The sequence below is a fragment of the Pseudoalteromonas sp. MBR-15 genome, from assembly GCF_053628915.1.
The window spans coordinates 119,064-136,976 of the sequence record NZ_JBRJHH010000003.1 but is presented as its reverse complement, the minus strand read 5'-3'; the positions used below and the strand labels follow the sequence as shown (position 1 = coordinate 136,976).

Below are 17,913 nucleotides of genomic sequence, written 5' to 3'. Positions count from 1 at the left end.
GGCTTTAAGCGAGACATTTTCATGATATTCCAGTAAAGTTAGCCAATTTCATAGAAACAGTGCCGCAAAATGTAAACCTCAATGTTCCTCCATTGGGTTCATTTTTAAGCTGCTTATAATGGGTATTAGGATGGATCAAAAGCGTTGTGCCGTCGCCTCTAAAGAAAGTTTGATTCGTATTTTTACGGTGCCAGAAGCACCAGACTCGACACTGAGTAAAATTGAATCAGAGATTTCAAGCAACCTTGCAGGATTCTTAAACGAGAATATTGCTGCGATTGAGAAGCCTCTTCATGAGATAGAGAAAGACTTTCAATCGGCAATGATTCCAGAAGAGCCCACATTTGTATCTGACTATGCTCAAGATATTATGGAGCAACTTGTTGCGCATTCAGTTCATACAGCCGCGCCTAGCTTTATTGGCCACATGACTTCTGCTTTACCGCACTTTGTACTGCCGTTATCAAAGTTGATGGTAGGTCTGAATCAAAACTTAGTAAAAATTGAAACCTCAAAAGCGTTCACCCCACTTGAACGACAAGTGCTTGGTATGATGCATCACCTTGTATATGGACAAGATGATGCGTTTTACAGTAAGTGGATGCATAGTGCAAAAACGTCACTCGGTGCATTTTGCTCAGGGGGGACAGTTGCCAACATTACCGCACTGTGGATTGCACGAAACCGTTTATTAAGAGCGGATGGCGATTACAAAGGAATTGCAGCTCAAGGCTTAATTGCGGGTATGTTGCATTATGGCTATAAAGGGCTTGCTGTACTGGTTTCTGAACGAGGTCATTACTCTCTTGGTAAAACAGTCGATTTATTGGGAATTGGTCGCGACAATATCATTGCAATAAAAACCGATAAGAACAATAAAGTAGACATTCAAGCCATGCGTGAAAAAGCGCAAGAACTGGAAGCGGCAGGCATTAAGGTAATGGCGCTGGTAGGTGTTGCGGGTACTACGGAAACAGGCAGTATTGACCCCCTTAATGATATGGCTGATTTAAGTGAAGAATTGGGCTGTCATTTCCATGTTGATGCAGCATGGGGAGGAGCAACCTTATTATCGCAAAACTATCGCCATTTATTGAGTGGTGTTGAGCGAGCCGATTCAATTACAATCGATGCCCACAAACAGATGTATGTGCCAATGGGCGCTGGTTTAGTGTTATTTAAAGACCCAGCAGCAACCGATGCGATTGAGCATCATGCAGAGTATATTTTACGTAAAGGCTCAAAAGATTTGGGGAGTCATACGCTTGAAGGTAGTCGCCCAGGCATGGCAATGTTGGTGCATGCATGCTTACGTGTCATTGGTCGTAAAGGTTACGAGATGCTGATTGACCGCAGTATCGTTAAAGCACGTACCTTTGCTGAATTAATTAGGCAAGACGAAGACTTTGAGCTGATTTCAGAACCTGAATTGTGTTTATTAACCTATCGATATGTCCCTAAACAGATTCAAGAAAAACTTAAAAATGCTGACGAAGAAACTAAACTCGATATTTATGCTTCACTGAACCGTTTTACGGCCAGTATGCAAAAACGTCAGCGTGAAGCTGGGCGTTCGTTTGTATCGCGTACACGTTTAACCCCTGCGCAATACGATTACCAGCCTACCGTGGTGTTTAGAGTTGTGTTAGCGAATCCGCTTACGTCAAAGGCTATATTAAAAGATATTCTTGCGGAGCAAAAAGAACTGTCTAAAACAGATCCTGTATTTAAAAAGTATTTAAGTAAGTACATGGATTAGGTGATATAAATAAGTAAAAAGGAGCTTGAAAGCTCCTTTTTTTATACCAATTTGCGTATTTCAATGAGCAAGGTTGAGGCAATAAAAGCTCGTTGATAACAATGCAAAAATTTCGTTATTTAGGTATTCTCGGCAATTGCTCCTGCATTGCTCTACCTTCTGCATCTATGCAGTCGTAAATCAGCAATTTTTAACGCAGTTAGCGACTGGTTTAATCCCTCAAAATGATTAAAAATTATTGCAAAATGGTATTATGCCTTTTGAAAACAGCTAGCCTTAATCATTTCACTGATGATCTGTTGCGATGGTTTGATTTTTTCCATGGCTAAAAACTCATCAGGCTGATGAGCTTGGTTGATTGACCCTGGCCCCATAACAATCGTTTCACAGCCTAATTGTTGAATAAACGGCGCTTCGGTGCAGTAGTTAACTGCAACCGCAGGTTGGCCTGACACCTTTTCTGCCAGTTTTACTAAAGCGCTATCTGTGCTGCCGCTGAATGCAGGTATCGGGTCGTGTAAGTCAATAACACTGACAGCGTTTGGATACTCAGTATTTATTTCATTGGCTGCATTAATCAAAATGGCTTGCAGCTCTTGTACGCTTAAACCGGGTAGTGGGCGCATATCAATGTGCATTTCACAGCAGCCACAAATACGGTTTGCGTTATCGCCGCCATGAATATGACCTAGGTTTAATGTTGGGTACGGTATTACAAAGTGCTCAACTGAATATTTATTCTTTAATTCTTCTTTGATGATTAACAGTTTTGTAATCATTTTATGCATGACTTCGATGGCATTTAAGCCTCGCTCAGGGTCTGAGCTGTGACCCGAACGACCCACAACGCGAATCGCTGAACTCATGTGGCCTTTATGAGTAAACACCGGTGTCATGTCTGTTGGCTCGCCAATAATACAGCGCGCGGGCTTTAAATTAGGGTGGCGACATATTTGCTGAGCACCCGCCATTGTCGTTTCTTCATCGGCTGTGGCTAAAATTAATAAAGGCTCTGTTTGCTGGCTTGCATCAAGCTCACTAATGGCCTGCAGTACAAAAGCAAAAAAACCTTTCATATCAATGCTGCCTAAACCGAATAACTTGTTGTCATGCTCGCTTAATTTAAACGGATCATAATTCCAGCGGCTATCATCAAATGGCACGGTATCGGTGTGGCCCGCTAACATCAGTCCCCCTTCACCTTCACCCCGTCTCGCTAATAAATTAAAGCGACCTTTGCCATGCTCAAGCTCTGTAATTTCGCAGCTAAAGCCTAAGGTTTCGCACCAATTGGCAAGTAAGGTAATGACCTCTTTATTGCTCATGCATAAAGAGTCTTCAATTGCACTAATTGAAGGCGCAGCAATCAATTGTTGATACATCGATAAAAAAGAGGGAAGCGACATAAAAAAATCCAAAAATAATTATTCAATCTAATTGCATAACAATATAAAAGTATTTATTATGAATATCAATTCACTTTTTGAGCATAAATATACTTTAAAGTAGCGTATGAACACAAAACGACGATAACCTTATTTCATTACTTTAGATAGTGTTTTTATTCGCTAAACAGCGAGTAGTTTTAAATGTGTAAATAGATAAGTTAAATAGGTAAAACCAAGCAATGAATGTAGTGATTATTGGCGCAAGTGGATATAGCGGCGCAGAGCTTGCGAGTTTAGTCGCCAAGCACCCACAACTAACTTTAAAGGCATGTTATGTCTCTGAGGGCAGCTTAGATAAAAATAAGTGTTTAAGTGACTTATATCCTGAGCATTTAGGGCTTTTAGACCATCCATTACAGCCATTAACAGCAGCCGCTTATACCGACATCGAACAGCATGCTGATTACGTGTGTTTATGTACAGATCATGAAGTGAGTGTTGACCTTGCTCCTCGATTTTTAGCAATGGGTAAAAAAGTATTCGATTTATCAGGCGGCTTTCGTTTAGCTGGGAATGAGGATTACCTCACTTACTATGGCTTTGCGCATCAGCATCCAACGCTTTTAACACAAGCAGCCTATGGACTAGCAGAGTGGAATGCGGATGCAATCAGTCAGGCAAATTTGGTTGCGGTTGCAGGCTGTTATCCTACAGCCGCACTTAACTCATTAAAACCATTGAAAGAAGCCGGCTTATTAGCAGAGCAAACAATTATTATTAATGCCGTGTCAGGCGTCACGGGGGCGGGTAGAAAAGCGAGTGTTAATACGCATTTTTGCGAAGTATCACTTGCGCCTTATGGGTTATTTAACCACAGGCACACACCTGAAATTGAACAACATTTAGGCCATCCTGTGTTATTTACCCCGCATTTGGGGAATTTTCCGCGGGGAATTTTAGAAACTATTTATGTGCAATTAAAACCCGGTGTAACACCAGAGCAAGTAACAAAAGCGTATCAGGTGTTAGCCGATGAACCGTTGATTCGTTTACTTGGAAGCAAAATACCCAGTATTAAAGGCGTTGCTAAACAGCCGTATGTTGATATTGCGTGGCAACAAAAAGGCGAACAGCTCATTGTTATGTCGGCCATTGATAACCTGTTAAAAGGGGCGGCTGGGCAAGCATTGCAATGTATTAATTTAGCGATGGGTATACCTCATCATACCGGATTAGTAGGAGCGTTATGATGAAAACATGGGTCATTAAAATTGGCGGTGCGGTATTAAATACTGCCGATGCTGCAAAAGCCCTATTTGATGTTTTAATCTCACAACAGCAAGCCAACTTTGTGATTGTTCATGGTGGGGGTGCATTAGTTGATGCATGGCTTATGGATGCGGGATTCGCCAGTGCTAAGCACCAAGGTTTACGTATCAGTCCAAAAGAACAAATGCCATACATCGTTGGGGCGTTAGCTGGCTGTGCTAATAAACAACTAATGAGTCAAGCCATTGCCTCGGGTCATAAACCTGTGGGTATGAGCCTTTATGAAGCCGGTGTTGTGGTTAAGCAAAAATTAAAAGCGTTGGGGCAAGTTGGGCAATGCTGTGACAGTATCGACAGTATTTTACCCAGCTTAATTGAACAAGGCCGTCTACCATTAGTCAGCTCTATTGGTTTTGATGAAGAGGGACTTTGGTACAACGTAAATGCAGATGAAGCGGCCGCAGCGATTGCGAAAGAGCTTGATGCAGAACTTATTTTTATGACTGATGTAGAAGCGGTACTTGATGCAAATAAGCAACCATTACATCAACTTAATACGCAGCAAATAGATGCATTAATTCTTCAAGGAGTTATTCAGGGCGGGATGGAGGTCAAAGTTAAGACCAGTCTTCTTGCTGCCCAACATTTACGACGTGGTGTGTATATCTCAAGCTGGTTAAAGCCAAAAAATTTAGTCGCTTTATTGCAAGGCGAGCACGTTGGAACAAAGATTACACCATAGGTATTACATGTTAACTCACTTTTTATCGGGTCTTGAATTAGACCAAAAAGGCGCACTTAAATTATTAGACTTAGCGCAAAAAATTAAAGCAAACCCTGTTGATTTTAGCCAAGCGTTAGCGGGCAAATCAGTGGTTACATTATTCGAAAAACCAAGCTTACGCACGCGTTTATCATTCGATATAGGCATTAATAAATTAGGTGGCCATGCTGTGTATTTAGACTCACAAAATGGGGCTATGGGTGCACGTGAATCGGTGAAAGATTTTGCTTTAAATATTTCTACTTGGGCCGACGGTATTGTGGCTCGTGTATTTGCACATAAAACATTAACTACGCTTGCTGAATTTTCGTCAGTGCCTGTGGTGAATAGTTTGTGTGATTTATATCACCCATGCCAAGCATTAGCTGATTTCTTAACGCTGCAAGAAGTACACGGCGATGTCAGTAAACTGAAGCTTGCTTATTTAGGTGAAGGCAATAACGTGACGCATTCACTTATGTTACTTGCTGCAACGTTAGGGACTGATTTTGTGGCGGTTTGCCCTAAGGGGAGTTCTCCAGATTCACAGATTCTCAAACAAGCAGAGCAAATTGCAGCCATGAATGGTGCATCTGTGATGGTCAGTGACAGAATTGAAGCGGCAGTCGGCGCAAATGCAGTCTATGCTGATACGTGGGTATCTATGGGAGATAAAACCCCACTTGAGCAAGTTAAGGCTAAATATATGCCGTACCAGTTAAATCAAGCGTTGCTTGATCAAACGGGCGCGCAAACAGTGTTGCATTGCCAGCCAGCTCATCGCGAATTTGAAATTACCTCTGAGGTAATGGATGGCCCTGCATCAAAAATTATTCAACAAGCAGAAAATCGTATGCATGCGCAAAACGCACTGCTTGTCACATTATTAAATCCAAATTTTGTTTAAGGAACACCAATGAGTTCAATCAAAAAAGTCGTATTAGCCTATTCTGGTGGTCTAGATACATCGGCAATCGTGCCGTGGTTAAAAGAGAACTACGGCTGTGAAGTTATCGCATTCGTTGCTGATGTAGGCCAAGGTGCTGAAGAGCTTGAAGGCGTTGAGGCCAAAGCAATCGCCTCAGGTGCATCTGAGTGTTATGTGGTTGACCTAAAAGACGAAATGGTCAGTGATTATATTTATCCGACATTAAAAACAGGCTCTATCTACGAAGGTACCTATTTACTGGGTACGTCGATGGCGCGCCCTATTATTGCAAAAGCACAAGTAGAGATTGCGCGTAAAGTGGGGGCTGATGCACTGTCGCATGGCTGCACAGGTAAAGGTAACGACCAAGTGCGTTTTGAATCATGTTTCGCAGCATTAGCGCCTGATCTTAAAGTGATTGCGCCATGGCGTGAATGGGATTTATCAAGCCGTGAATCATTACTAGATTACTTGGCTGAGCGTAATATCCCTTGTTCAGCATCTGCTACAAAAATTTACAGCCGTGATGCAAACGCATGGCACATTTCGCACGAAGGTGGCGAGCTTGAAGATCCATGGTGCCAACCGAGCGATCAAGTGTGGACCTGGACTAACTCTCCAGAGCAAGCACCAAACGAGCCTGAATATGTGACATTAAACGTAGTAGAAGGTGAAGTGGTTGCGGTTAATGGTGAGACATTAAAACCATACGATTGTTTAGTTAAGCTAAATGATATCGCAGCGCCACATGGTGTAGGCCGTGTAGATATTGTTGAAAACCGTTTAGTCGGTATGAAATCGCGTGGTTGTTATGAAACACCTGGGGGCACAGTAATCATGGCTGCACTGCAAGCTGTTGATGAGCTCGTGTTAGATAAATCAAGCCGCAAGTGGAAAGAAGTGCTGGGTGGTGAGTTCTCACACTTAGTGTATGACGGCCGTTGGTTTACGCCGCTTAAAGATTCAATTCTTGCAGCTGCTGAATCACTCTCAAAGCTGGCAACAGGTGAAATTGTTCTTAAACTGTATAAAGGTCAAGTAACTGCAGTACAGAAGAAGTCACCTAACAGCTTATACAGTGAAGACTTTGCAACCTTTGGTGAAGATGATGTATACGACCAATCACATGCTGAAGGGTTTATTCGTTTATTCTCACTTTCGAGCAGAATCTCTGCATTAACGAAAAAATAATTTTATTTTGCCCCGTTCAGCGGGGCAATATCAGCGTTTGGAGAGAATTCAATGGCATTATGGGGCGGACGTTTTTCTACGGGTCCAGATGAAGCATTTAAGCAATTTAACGATTCACTTCCCTTTGATTATCAGCTTGCAGAGCAAGATATTATTGGCTCAGTTGCGTGGGCCGGTGCGCTTAAACAGGTTGATGTATTAAATCAACAAGAATACGACGATCTTGTCGCAGCACTTAATACTCTGTTGGATGAGGTTAAAGCTAATCCACAGGCTGTCGCTGTGGCAGGGCATGAAGATATTCATTCTTATGTTGAGTCGGCATTAATTGACAAAGTTGGCGACTTAGCAAAAAAACTTCACACAGGTCGTAGCCGCAACGACCAAGTCGCTACAGATTTCCGTTTATGGTGTCGCGATACAGCGGATCATATTCTTGACGCTATTGCTGATTTAAAGGCCGAATTTATTGCTTTAGCAGAACGTGAGCTGGGTACTATTTTACCGGGTTATACACATTTGCAACGCGCGCAGCCCGTGCTCTTTAGTCATTGGTGCATGGCGTATGTGGAAATGCTTGAGCGTGATGAAAGTCGTTTAACAGATGCGAAAAAGCGTATGAACTTTTGTCCATTAGGCAGTGGTGCACTGGCAGGTACGGCGTACCCAATTGACAGGCAAACGCTTGCCGAGGGGCTAGGTTTTACCGCTGCAACGCGCAACAGTCTTGATGCAGTGTCTGATCGCGACTTTGTGGTGGAGCTATTAAGCTGTGCCTCTATCTCAATGATTCATTTATCTCGTATGGCTGAAGATCTTATTTTCTATAATTCTGGTGAAGCAGGGTTTGTTGAATTGTCGGATGGTGTGACGTCGGGTTCATCATTGATGCCACAAAAGAAAAACCCAGATGCACTTGAGCTAATTCGGGGTAAGACAGGGCGGGTTTTTGGTGCTTTTAGTGCCATGATGATGACCTTAAAGGCCTTACCACTTGCATATAATAAAGATATGCAAGAAGACAAAGAAGGCTTGTTTGATGCGATGCCAACGTGGCTTGCGTGTATTCATATGGCACAAGCATGCATTAAAGGGATTAAAGTTAATGCTGAAAAGACCCTAGCCGCAGCAAAAGGGGGGCACTCTAACGCCACCGAATTGGCTGACTATTTAGTGGCTAAAGGCATCCCTTTTAGAGAAGGTCACCACATCGTAGGCACCTTAGTGCAAATGGCTATTACCCAAGGGAATAACTTAGAAGATTTAAGTTTAGAGCAATTCAAATCTGTGCATAGCATTTTCGAATCAGATGTATATCCTGTATTAGAAATAGATGCATGTATTAAAGCGCGACAGGCTTTAGGGGGTACCTCGTTAGAACAAGTAACGAGCGCCATCGATAATGCCAAGAAGTCTGCTAATAAAGATGTGTAATGCACATTAAGCTGATGCCGAATTAATGGTTCTGTTATTTCGGCTCAAAGCTATGGATGGCTGAATTCTTGCCGCACCAAAGTGACAGCGTGCACAGACATTTTACAGTGTGGTGCTGATGGTTTATAAACAATAGCCAAAAATTTGGCACGATGTCTATTAACTCAACGCCATAATGTATTACTCGTTATGCAAAAAGTGTGATGAGGCTGTTTGTCTTATACACGATGAAAATAATGTGTGTCGCTCACTTTAAAAGAACGAAATTCATTTTGAAGTCTTGTGATAATGCGGTGATCCCGTGTAAAAACGAGGCTTAACTCCCTGGATAGGAAAAACGCACGGTTACCCCTGTGCGTTTTTTTTTGCCTAAAATTTACAAAGATCAGCGGAAATTGATCAAAATGATCGTTGTTTCTAAAAAGTTGGATCACTAATTGCAAAGTTAGAGACAGCAGTTATTTTACTGCAAAAAGCGTCAAAAGAATGAGAACGCTTAACTCAGCTTACAACCTGTTGTAAGCTTATTGTAAACAACTAATAATTTTAAAGGATTTAACTTATGCAAGTTAACAACAATAGCCAAGTGCAATTGCAAGCTTACAACCAAATGCAACAAACAAAGCCCGCTTTGGAACAAACTACTAGTAATAAAACCCTGCAATCTGATACAGTAACTTTATCAAGTGAAGCCTTGGCTTTATCAGGCGGCGCCGAAATTCAACGTGGTGGTGGCGGTTTAGTTTTCCCTGATAAGAAAGAGACATAATTTTTGGAAATAATAAGTTAGATGTATTTTGATTTAAGCTCGCTCGGTTTACATTTCGACACAATAATAGTTTTAGGAATGCTAATGGCATTTTTACTTAACTTATTTTTTTATGTAAGTGAGCTTAATCAAAATAAATCTCTTGTTGTTACTTCTTTTTTTATGGCTGTTTCCTATTTTAGCAGCAACCACTTTATTGAACTTGAAAGCTCTAATACAAACTTGTATATAGAGTGGTTCATTTACGACCTAATAACACTTTTATTAATTGTCTTCTCACATTATTTTTTAAAAAATACATCCACTGCTACCAAGTACATTTATACTGGTTTGGTTATAAACAGTGTCCTCTATGCTCTAATTCATATTGATCTTATTGTTTTATGGAATCGCGAAGTTTGGTGGTTTTGGACTTTTTACTCCATTGGAGTTAATGTTGTCGACTTCTTAATGATTGTAGCTTTGATTACAAACAAAGATTTCTTATTTTTTGGAAAGTTAAAAAGTCACTTATTTAATAAACGAAGTAAAAATAAACTTGGTTATCGGTAAGAGCCATAGCCAAATTTCTATTCATAAAAATTAATACCCATTAATTGTTCTTCATTACTAGAAGTAGCTAATTTTATGAGCTTTAGTAATCTAATCGTAACTATTCAGCAGACGTTGGGTACACATTTAGCCACGTTTATTGTGTGGGGGTTTTTAATGACCTTCTTATTTAATATGGTAAATCAATCGTCAGTTGTAAAAAGAGATAAAACATTGATGTGGATCTCTTTAACAATTTTTTTATCGTATTTACTTACCGATCCATTAGTTTCAATGGCATTTGAAATAGAAGCTTTAAGGTATGCATCAGTATTTATCTTATGGTTTTTTTTAGACTTAATCTGTTTAGCTATTATTTTGTTAATCTCAAGAGGGTGTACGAACAATGATTTTCCAGCAAAGCTTTACGTAACTATTGGACTGCTTACAAATAGTTTCTTGTTCCTGTGCTTATATATTGATGTCAGTGTCAACGGTAATGAAGTGAGATGGTGGCTATGGGACTTTTATACTGTCACAGTGAATATTATGGATCTTATGATGATAGTCGCATTACTCACTAACAAGGATTTTTTTAAGTTTGCAGCAGTAGCGAAACGTTTTAGTTCTAAAGCGACTAGAAGACTGCCCAGTGCTTAAACTCCTGCAAGAAAACTTTGGCCTTTATCTCGCTACTTTCATCATGTGGGGATTTTTAATGGCCTTTTTATATAACATGGTGAAGAAGTCTTCATCGCCAAATGGTGATAGAACAGTGATGTGGATGGCACTGGCTATGTTTATCTCTTACATGGCTAGTGACCCATTACTTAATATAGCGTTTGGCTACAATATGTTAGATTCGAGTTTTGCATACGTCATTTGGGCTGGCTCTGATTTATTGATGTTGGCCGTTATCTGGTTAGTCGCCCACCAAAAAACCTTTCTTGAAGTGCCTGCAAAGCTGTATATTTACACGGGGCTTTTAGTAAATACATCGCTGTTTTTAGGGATGTACTATGATATTAACTACACTTATACGGGTGAGTGGTGGTTTTGGGATTTTTACACTATTACAGTGAATCTCATGGACACGATGATGCTTATAGCGCTGTTTTGTAATAAGGATTTTTTAGGGTTAGTAAAGCTTTATAGAAGCATGCGAGGTCAAACCAAATTAGCCTGACCTCACCCGCTCTAGAAACGGTATTCCCAGCTTGTTCTAAGTGCTGTATTCGTGTTTGAGTCGTCGCCCATCTCATCTTTTGAGACCAGCCCTGTTACTTTCCAAAGACCATTGAAGAGTGCTTGTTGGTAGCCAAGTTCAAGTTGCAATTGGCTCACGCTGGTAATGGTTTCGTTATCAAGGCGTTCACTATCAATCCATCGTAGCTTTGCATGTCCACCATAGCCATCTAAAGTATGGTAATAGGCCCCAAGGATAGCCGATTTACTTTGTTGTGGTATTGAGCTTCCTACAAGTCGCTGGCGTTGAGTATAGCTTCCTGAGCCGTACACACACTCGCTATGTAGTTCACATGTTTGTTCTGTGTTTGAGTACTCAAAATACGTTTTTAGTAAACTATCCGATGTACCAAAGTAACTTTCAACGCCTAACGTGTAGAACGGATCGCTGGGTGCTAAACCACTTTTGTTTTGACCCATTACCTCTGCGTAGAATGCCACAGGGTGCGATAACGCACTTGTTGAGTACTTAATATCAAAACTTGTTAAACGGTGAGTCGATTTGTTATTTTCTAATGTAATGACATCACGCTCTGTTGATGTTAAATAGTCAGAGCCGGCAGTATTAAAGGCAACTTCTAGTCCCATAAGTGGTGTACTGGCAAATCTGAGGGCCCAATAATCACCTTTTTCACTGCTGTTTAGATACGGTTTTTGCTTGGCATATATCCCCGTTAACTGCCAATTCCCCACAAACGATAACCAATGTGGGCCAACATACTGGCTATTAGCTCGACTAAAACGCAGTCCTTTCATGGGCGCGGCATTATTAGAGAGTAACAGCGCATTTTCGTTACTAGGCCCCCACCAGTGACTGACTTGTTCAGCACTAATAGACCAGTTACCGACAAGCACAGCTAAATAGCTGTCTTGGTAATTAACATGCTGTGTATCGAGTGCCTCATCGGCGTAATTAACACTGACTTTTGCACTGACACGCTGACCTGTGATTGAGCCGTAACTATTTATACCGCTTTTTTGCTGGTGGCGTTTACCAAAGCTTTGGTGTGTTTCAGGCTCGCTATTGTAATTTAAGCGCACACTCGAGCTGGTTTTTTGCTTCGCATTATCTAACGCATGTTTTACATGCTGATAAGCAAACAAGCTTTGCGCGTTAAGTTGGCTGGTATTTACAGACGCTAAGTCTCGTGCAATTCCTTGCCACATAAGCGGGTAGCTATTAATCGGTTGCTTAATAACGCCTTGATTAAATAGCATTTCGATTGATGCGCGTAGCAGTGGGTCATCGCTTTCTATCCATGGCCCAGCAATACTTGGCGCAGAGATCATTAGTAATGCACTTAAGCTAATGAGCTTCTTTAATTTCATCCGTGTATTTTTTCCTGTAATGCTTTGCCAACTATTGGGTCAACAAATTCACTTACATCGCCATGATGACGTGCTACTTCTTTCACCAGGGTTGAAGAGATAAAAGAATTTTTTTCGGCAGGCGTTAAAAACACGCTCTCTAAATCAGGGTTTAGGCGGCGGTTCATGTTTGCTAATTGAAATTCATAGTCAAAGTCTGACACCGCACGAATACCGCGAATAAGAACTTCTGCTTTATGCTCGCGCGCTAAATCAGCCAGTAAACCAGAAAACCCGATAACACTGACATTATCAAGGTGCGCTAATATTTTATTGGCCAGTTCAACACGCTCATCAAGTGTAAAGCAAGGTTGCTTACTTGGGTTGTGCGCAATTGCAACAATAACGTGATCGAACATTTTTGCAGCGCGATGAATTAGGTCTGTGTGGCCATTTGTTAGCGGGTCGAATGTGCCCGGATATATTGCAGTAACGTTCATAACTATCAGCTATCTATAAATTTGCTTGTTATATTAACAGTGTTTGAGTCTGTATGCAGCTTAGAAAATACGCGTATCTTACTAGTTTTTGTCCCTAAAAAGGAACGGTAAACCGATTGAGGTTAGATTTTTTCAAGGTAGTATTTTATTGCCGCGCATTTGTTTATACTGCTTGGCTTTCAGTACTTAATAATCATAAAAAACAGAGTAATCAGCATATGAGCACTAAGGATAAAATTATACACACCAGCATTGAGTTATTTAACCTCCATGGTGAGCGTGCCATAACAACCAATCATATAGCTGCACATATGGGTATTAGTCCGGGTAATTTGTATTATCACTTTAAAAATAAAGAAGATATCATCCGTCATATATTTGCTTTATATAGTGAGCACTTGCACACTCACTTCAAGCCGTTAACCCCCGATGATGATGCACTCGAAAACTTAGCAGGGTATTTAGACTCTTTGTTTGAATTGATGTGGCGATACCAGTTTTTTTATGACAACTTGGGTGACATTTTGTCGCGAGACGAAGCCCTTAAAAAAGATTACATCGAATTTCAGGCGGCATTACTTGAACAAGTCAAAGAGGTTTTATTAGCGTTGAGAGCGGGTGATATTATCACCATTGAAGATGCTGATGTAACAGAGCTTGCTCATATGTTAAAAATGACAGTGAGTTTCTGGACACCTTATATCAAAGCGCGTCGCTTAAGTGGTGAATTGGCAAGACAAGATATTTACCACGGTATTTTAAAGGTGTTATTACTATTAAAAGCCCACTGTACTGAGCATAGCCTAGCGCAAGTTAACCAATTACGCGCGAAGTACTTAGCTTTAGCTAACGCTGAACCAACTGCACAATAATCCGTCTGAAGCAGTTTATTTCCTAGACGCTATAATTTTTGTTATAATCGCGCGCCCTTGAGGTTGGTATGTCTCAAGGCGTGTGAATTCCACAGTCTAAGAGTGAACTATGCTTAAATTTATCGTCAAATTACACCCAGAAATCGCTATCAAGAGTAAATCTGTACGTAAGCGTTTTACCAAGTTATTAGAAAATAACATTAAGATCGTTTTACGTCGTGTTGACGAAAAAGTGCAAGTAAGAAACAACTGGGATAATATTTCAGTTGTAAGTCTCTTGGAGTCAGAACAAGTCCGTCTTGATATCATCGATGGCTTAAAGCGTATACCTGGGATCGTACAGTTTATAGAAGTAACCGAGACTGATTTCGAATCGCTTGATGACGTCTACCAAAAAGCCAAAGAATTAATCGGCCACACTATTGAAGGCAAAACATTTTGTGTTCGTTGTAAGCGCTCTGGTAAGCACGACTTTACATCAAGTGATGTTGAACGCTATGTAGGGGGTGGGTTAAATCAACATGTAGAGGGCGCGCGCGTTAAGTTATCTCACCCAGAGGTAACAGTACGTTTAGAAGTGCGTGACGAAAAAGCCTACATTGTTACAGAGACTCATTTGGGTATGGCTGGTTTCCCATTACCAACGCAAGAAGATGTGCTATCACTGATGTCAGGTGGTTTTGACTCAGGTGTTGCTAGTTATCAAATGATCAGAAAAGGGGCTCGTACTCACTTTTTGTTCTTTAACTTAGGCGGCGCAGCGCATGAAATTGGCGTGAAGCAAGCAAGTTACTACATTTGGAAACAGTTTAGCTCAACCCATAAAGTGAAATTTGTCACTGTTGATTTTGAACCCGTCGTAGCGGAAATACTCGAAAACATTGAAAACAGCCAAATGGGCGTTGTCCTTAAACGTATGATGATGCGTGCTGGCAGCCAAGTGGCTGAAAAACTAGGTGTACAAGCACTTGTTACCGGTGAGAGTATTGGCCAAGTTTCGAGTCAGACGCTGGCAAATTTAAGTGTGATTGACCGTGTCACCGAAACGCTGATCATTCGCCCACTTATTCAACACGACAAGCAAGATATTATTAATATTGCACGTAAAATTGGCACAGCAGAAATGGCAGAGAGTATGCCTGAATACTGTGGTGTAATATCTAAAAAACCAACAGTTAAAGCAAAAATTAAAACCATCTTAGCTGAAGAAGCTAAATTTGATTTTGATGTACTTAATACGGTGGTTGAAAATGCACGTGTTATGGATGTCCGTGACATTGATACCGAAGCAAAACAAGAAGTGAAAGAAGCAGAGTCAGTCTCTGATCTTCCAAAAGACGCAGTGGTTGTTGATATTCGTTCACCAGAAGAAGAAGACGCTAATCCGCTAGAGCTTGAAGGTATCGAAGTAATTCATTTACCATTTTTCCGCTTAGCGACTAAGTTTGGTGATTTACCAAAAGATAAAGAATACTACTTATATTGTGCTAAAGGGGTAATGAGCCAGCTACAAGCGCTTATTTTACACGAAGAAGGCTTTAGCAACGTAAAAGTGTATCGCCCATAAGTAAACGGGTATAAAAAAGCGCGAATTACGCGCTTTTTTAATGCCTAACGAAAGACGCTGACTTTTCAATTTGCTGTTAATTGGCACACCTTCCAGCTGCCATAATAGAAGAGGGGTGTTGTTAAAGCCCCGCTGATTTGGCTTTTATCATACTAAGCATGGCTTGATTGTAGGGGGTTTTCACTCCAAGCTTAGCGCCTTGCTCACATACATACCCACAAATAGCGTCAATCTCAGACGCTCTATTATGGCTAATATCTTGTTGCATCGACGAAAAGTTTGCGGCGGTTGCACTCATTACACTGTAGGCATTGTTTAGCGCGTCACTTAATGAGAGTGAAATACCTTGTTTGTTAGCAACTAAGCACGCCTCACTGAGTAAATTAATAATTCGTGAGCTAAAGTGCGGCGTACGAAGTTGACCGTTTTTTACATTATGAATAGCGCTCAGCGGATTAATTGCGATATTCACCAACAGTTTTTGCCAACGAAGGGTATGAATATCATCGGTAACACTAAAATTAGGTAAGCTGCTAAAGTGCTGCTCGATCTGCTTTAGCACTTTGCGCGCCGCATCATTACACGTACCTAAAAGACTGGTACCGTCACCAGTATGATTCACGCTGTATTGAGTTGCTTTGAACCCCGCCTGCTGAGTGGTTAAAAATGATAGACCTTGATGGGGTGAAAGCGCGGCGTTAAGTTCATCCACATTGCCCATGCCATTATGAGACAAGATAACTTGGCAGTGCTCAGCTAGATAAGGTTGAAGTTGCTTAAATGCAGCTTCAACCTGATAGGCTTTCACCGTAAATAACACCCACTCGAATGGGGCAAACTGGTTAAGTTCTTTATGATTAATTAGGCGTGCGTTAATAGGTTGTGATTTACCATTTGAAGATTGATAAAAACGGGTGGTCAAAGTGGGCTTGCGCGTTAATAAGGTAACAGTATGTTGAGCTGATAAAAAATGACTGAATAACAAGCCAATAGCACCATCACCTACAATTAAAATATTAGCCATTGCGCTGTTTATTACCTAAATGAAAACCAAGTTTAATAATAAAGTAGCTCGAAGCACCTATAAAATCGGCAACAAAATCGGCAACTGAAGCTTGACGATAAGGCAGCATATCTTGCATAAACTCAATGGCAGCACCGTACCCTGCAAGCAATAATATTTGCACTATAAGGGGTAATTTAAACGCTTTATCCATCACCATAGCCAGTACGAAGAAAATGCCAAAATGCGCGACTTTATCAACATGTGGGAATAGGTTACTTACGCCTTTAATTTCTTTGGCGAAAAGAATAGTGAAGCCAATAATGCTGACTAAAAATATAATTTGGTATATGCGCCTAGTCACAATAAACCTTTAAACTGCCTAAAAAATGAATGGGCAGTATATCAAACAATTTTCGTATCGCACCTGAACGGTGTGCAGAAAAATGTAAAGATTTATAAAATTGACGTTATAATCCTAGGCATATTTATTTTAAAAATCTTGTTAGGAGAACCCCATGCCTTCATTTGATATTGTTTCTGAAGTAGAAATGAACGAAGCGCAGAATGCAGTGGATAATGCTAAGCGTGAATTAGAAACACGTTTTGACTTTCGTGGTGTTGATGCATCAATCGAATTAAACGACAAAGTAATTAAGCTAAAAGCCGAAGCACCACAGCAAGTTATGCAATTATTCGATATTCTTGCTGCGAAAATTTCAAAGCGCGGTTTAGACGTGTCTAGTTTAGAGCTTAGGGATGAGTCGCGCAGCGGTAAATACGTCATGCGTGATGTGGCACTTAAGCAAGGTATTGAAAAAGACGTTGCAAAGAAAATCGTCAAGTTGATTAAAGACTCAAAAATTAAAGTACAAGCCGCGATTCAAGGTGAAGAGTTACGTGTAACAGGTAAAAAGCGTGATGATTTACAAGAAGCAATGCAAGTTGTTCGTACTGCTGATTTAGGTCAACCATTCCAATTCAAAAACTTCCGCGATTAATTAATTTTATTGCGAAAGCACTGTCTGACTACGAACGCACAGCTCTACTAGAAGAGCGGTGAAGTTGTGACTAATCTAAAGCCAAACATAAACGTGTTTGGCTTTTTTATTTTACTTTCTATCTAAGTTTATTTAGAAGTTTAGACGTCCATTGACATTTATTCCTAAAATCATCACAATAGCAGCCTATTTTCAAGGTGCTTGCTGTATCTGCTTAGATACATGCTATTTCAAAGGCTGAAATGACAGCAAGATAATCGGGAAGCTGGTGCGTTTTCAAGGAGAAAACAATGCCAACACTGCCCCCGCAACGGTAATGCGTATGCTCAGTATATGCAGAGTCCGGAGACCGGCCTTGAATTAACTTACTATTTGCGTGTGCGGT

17 protein-coding genes, 1 pseudogene and 1 riboswitch are annotated in these 17,913 nt (G+C 40.8%); of the genes and pseudogenes, 13 read left to right on the top strand and 5 right to left on the bottom strand.

What is annotated here, in order from left to right:
- Positions 1-130: 130 nt before the first annotated feature.
- A complete protein-coding gene (gene panP / locus ACSSVW_RS05635; RefSeq protein WP_036970892.1) occupies positions 131-1,759 on the top strand; it encodes a pyridoxal-dependent aspartate 1-decarboxylase PanP in 1,629 nt (542 codons plus the stop codon).
- Between the two features lie 251 nt (positions 1,760-2,010).
- On the opposite strand, the gene argE is transcribed toward panP, so the two are convergent.
- Positions 2,011-3,165 (bottom strand): acetylornithine deacetylase, encoded by a 1,155-nt coding sequence (gene argE, locus ACSSVW_RS05630; RefSeq protein ID WP_454179002.1) that lies wholly within the window; start codon positions 3,163-3,165, stop codon positions 2,011-2,013.
- A 221-nt stretch (positions 3,166-3,386) separates the two neighbouring features.
- Here argE and argC point away from each other — a divergent pair, with 221 nt between their 5' ends.
- The 9 genes and pseudogenes from argC (at position 3,387) to ACSSVW_RS05585 (ending at position 11,218) form a co-directional block, all read left to right on the top strand.
- Positions 3,387-4,397, top strand: coding sequence for an N-acetyl-gamma-glutamyl-phosphate reductase (gene argC / locus ACSSVW_RS05625; RefSeq protein ID WP_454179001.1), 1,011 nt, complete (start codon positions 3,387-3,389; stop codon positions 4,395-4,397).
- Positions 4,397-5,158 carry an acetylglutamate kinase gene (argB, locus tag ACSSVW_RS05620; RefSeq protein WP_454179043.1) on the top strand — a complete coding sequence of 254 codons (762 nt, stop codon included), beginning with the start codon at positions 4,397-4,399 and terminating at the stop codon, positions 5,156-5,158. The genes argC and argB overlap by 1 nt, the downstream gene beginning before the upstream one ends.
- Positions 5,159-5,165: 7 nt before the next feature.
- Positions 5,166-6,086, top strand: coding sequence for an ornithine carbamoyltransferase (locus tag ACSSVW_RS05615; protein WP_036970885.1), 921 nt, complete (start codon positions 5,166-5,168; stop codon positions 6,084-6,086).
- Positions 6,087-6,095: 9 nt separating this feature from the next.
- Positions 6,096-7,298 carry an argininosuccinate synthase gene (locus ACSSVW_RS05610; protein WP_036970883.1) on the top strand — a complete coding sequence of 401 codons (1,203 nt, stop codon included), beginning with the start codon at positions 6,096-6,098 and terminating at the stop codon, positions 7,296-7,298.
- Between the two features lie 51 nt (positions 7,299-7,349).
- Positions 7,350-8,711: pseudogene (gene argH, locus ACSSVW_RS05605) on the top strand (argininosuccinate lyase); the annotation flags it as partial.
- A 583-nt stretch (positions 8,712-9,294) separates the two neighbouring features.
- Positions 9,295-9,501: a hypothetical protein gene (locus ACSSVW_RS05600; RefSeq protein WP_454179000.1), complete on the top strand. Its 207-nt coding sequence runs from the start codon at positions 9,295-9,297 to the stop codon at positions 9,499-9,501.
- An 84-nt stretch (positions 9,502-9,585) separates the two neighbouring features.
- Positions 9,586-10,053: a hypothetical protein gene (locus ACSSVW_RS05595; protein WP_454178999.1), complete on the top strand. Its 468-nt coding sequence runs from the start codon at positions 9,586-9,588 to the stop codon at positions 10,051-10,053.
- A 75-nt stretch (positions 10,054-10,128) separates the two neighbouring features.
- Positions 10,129-10,692: a hypothetical protein gene (locus ACSSVW_RS05590; protein WP_454178998.1), complete on the top strand. Its 564-nt coding sequence runs from the start codon at positions 10,129-10,131 to the stop codon at positions 10,690-10,692.
- On the top strand, positions 10,685-11,218 hold the full coding sequence (locus ACSSVW_RS05585) for a hypothetical protein (RefSeq protein ID WP_454178997.1): 534 nt from the start codon (positions 10,685-10,687) through the stop codon (positions 11,216-11,218). Before ACSSVW_RS05590 ends, ACSSVW_RS05585 begins: the two co-directional genes overlap by 8 nt.
- A gap of 11 nt (positions 11,219-11,229) precedes the next feature.
- Here the strand turns inward: ACSSVW_RS05585 and ACSSVW_RS05580 are convergent, their stop codons facing one another.
- Together ACSSVW_RS05580 and coaD are read right to left on the bottom strand one after the other, a co-directional pair.
- The gene (locus tag ACSSVW_RS05580) at positions 11,230-12,606 is read right to left on the bottom strand and encodes a capsule assembly Wzi family protein (protein WP_454178996.1); all 1,377 of its coding nucleotides are present in this window, start codon (positions 12,604-12,606) and stop codon (positions 11,230-11,232) included.
- The gene (coaD, locus tag ACSSVW_RS05575) at positions 12,603-13,085 is read right to left on the bottom strand and encodes a pantetheine-phosphate adenylyltransferase (protein ID WP_036970871.1); all 483 of its coding nucleotides are present in this window, start codon (positions 13,083-13,085) and stop codon (positions 12,603-12,605) included. The genes ACSSVW_RS05580 and coaD overlap by 4 nt, the downstream gene beginning before the upstream one ends.
- Before the next feature lie 218 nt (positions 13,086-13,303).
- Here coaD and ACSSVW_RS05570 point away from each other — a divergent pair, with 218 nt between their 5' ends.
- Both ACSSVW_RS05570 and thiI read left to right on the top strand, forming a co-directional pair.
- Positions 13,304-13,957: a TetR/AcrR family transcriptional regulator gene (locus ACSSVW_RS05570; protein WP_036971760.1), complete on the top strand. Its 654-nt coding sequence runs from the start codon at positions 13,304-13,306 to the stop codon at positions 13,955-13,957.
- A gap of 109 nt (positions 13,958-14,066) precedes the next feature.
- Complete coding sequence (gene thiI / locus ACSSVW_RS05565; protein ID WP_454178995.1) at positions 14,067-15,524, top strand: tRNA uracil 4-sulfurtransferase ThiI; 1,458 nt, start codon at positions 14,067-14,069, stop codon at positions 15,522-15,524.
- 121 nt (positions 15,525-15,645) lie between these two features.
- Here the strand turns inward: thiI and ACSSVW_RS05560 are convergent, their stop codons facing one another.
- Both ACSSVW_RS05560 and ACSSVW_RS05555 read right to left on the bottom strand, forming a co-directional pair.
- On the bottom strand, positions 15,646-16,548 hold the full coding sequence (locus tag ACSSVW_RS05560) for a ketopantoate reductase family protein (protein ID WP_454178994.1): 903 nt from the start codon (positions 16,546-16,548) through the stop codon (positions 15,646-15,648).
- Positions 16,541-16,891 carry a VanZ family protein gene (locus tag ACSSVW_RS05555; RefSeq protein ID WP_036970865.1) on the bottom strand — a complete coding sequence of 117 codons (351 nt, stop codon included), beginning with the start codon at positions 16,889-16,891 and terminating at the stop codon, positions 16,541-16,543. Before ACSSVW_RS05555 ends, ACSSVW_RS05560 begins: the two co-directional genes overlap by 8 nt.
- 154 nt (positions 16,892-17,045) lie before the next feature.
- Here ACSSVW_RS05555 and ACSSVW_RS05550 point away from each other — a divergent pair, with 154 nt between their 5' ends.
- Positions 17,046-17,528, top strand: coding sequence for a YajQ family cyclic di-GMP-binding protein (locus ACSSVW_RS05550; protein ID WP_074988861.1), 483 nt, complete (start codon positions 17,046-17,048; stop codon positions 17,526-17,528).
- Positions 17,529-17,744: 216 nt separating this feature from the next.
- Positions 17,745-17,900, top strand: a riboswitch (cobalamin riboswitch).
- The last annotated feature ends 13 nt before the right edge of the window (positions 17,901-17,913 follow it).

Coding starts and splice junctions, on each gene's coding strand:
- panP (WP_036970892.1), top strand. CDS start 131: ATGGATCAAAAGCGTTGTGCCGTCGCCTCTAAAGAAAGTTTGATTCGT.
- argE (WP_454179002.1), bottom strand. CDS start 3,165: ATGTCGCTTCCCTCTTTTTTATCGATGTATCAACAATTGATTGCTGCG.
- argC (WP_454179001.1), top strand. CDS start 3,387: ATGAATGTAGTGATTATTGGCGCAAGTGGATATAGCGGCGCAGAGCTT.
- argB (WP_454179043.1), top strand. CDS start 4,397: ATGAAAACATGGGTCATTAAAATTGGCGGTGCGGTATTAAATACTGCC.
- ACSSVW_RS05615 (WP_036970885.1), top strand. CDS start 5,166: ATGTTAACTCACTTTTTATCGGGTCTTGAATTAGACCAAAAAGGCGCA.
- ACSSVW_RS05610 (WP_036970883.1), top strand. CDS start 6,096: ATGAGTTCAATCAAAAAAGTCGTATTAGCCTATTCTGGTGGTCTAGAT.
- ACSSVW_RS05600 (WP_454179000.1), top strand. CDS start 9,295: ATGCAAGTTAACAACAATAGCCAAGTGCAATTGCAAGCTTACAACCAA.
- ACSSVW_RS05595 (WP_454178999.1), top strand. CDS start 9,586: ATGGCATTTTTACTTAACTTATTTTTTTATGTAAGTGAGCTTAATCAA.
- ACSSVW_RS05590 (WP_454178998.1), top strand. CDS start 10,129: ATGAGCTTTAGTAATCTAATCGTAACTATTCAGCAGACGTTGGGTACA.
- ACSSVW_RS05580 (WP_454178996.1), bottom strand. CDS start 12,606: ATGAAATTAAAGAAGCTCATTAGCTTAAGTGCATTACTAATGATCTCT.
- coaD (WP_036970871.1), bottom strand. CDS start 13,085: ATGAACGTTACTGCAATATATCCGGGCACATTCGACCCGCTAACAAAT.
- ACSSVW_RS05570 (WP_036971760.1), top strand. CDS start 13,304: ATGAGCACTAAGGATAAAATTATACACACCAGCATTGAGTTATTTAAC.
- thiI (WP_454178995.1), top strand. CDS start 14,067: ATGCTTAAATTTATCGTCAAATTACACCCAGAAATCGCTATCAAGAGT.
- ACSSVW_RS05560 (WP_454178994.1), bottom strand. CDS start 16,548: ATGGCTAATATTTTAATTGTAGGTGATGGTGCTATTGGCTTGTTATTC.
- ACSSVW_RS05550 (WP_074988861.1), top strand. CDS start 17,046: ATGCCTTCATTTGATATTGTTTCTGAAGTAGAAATGAACGAAGCGCAG.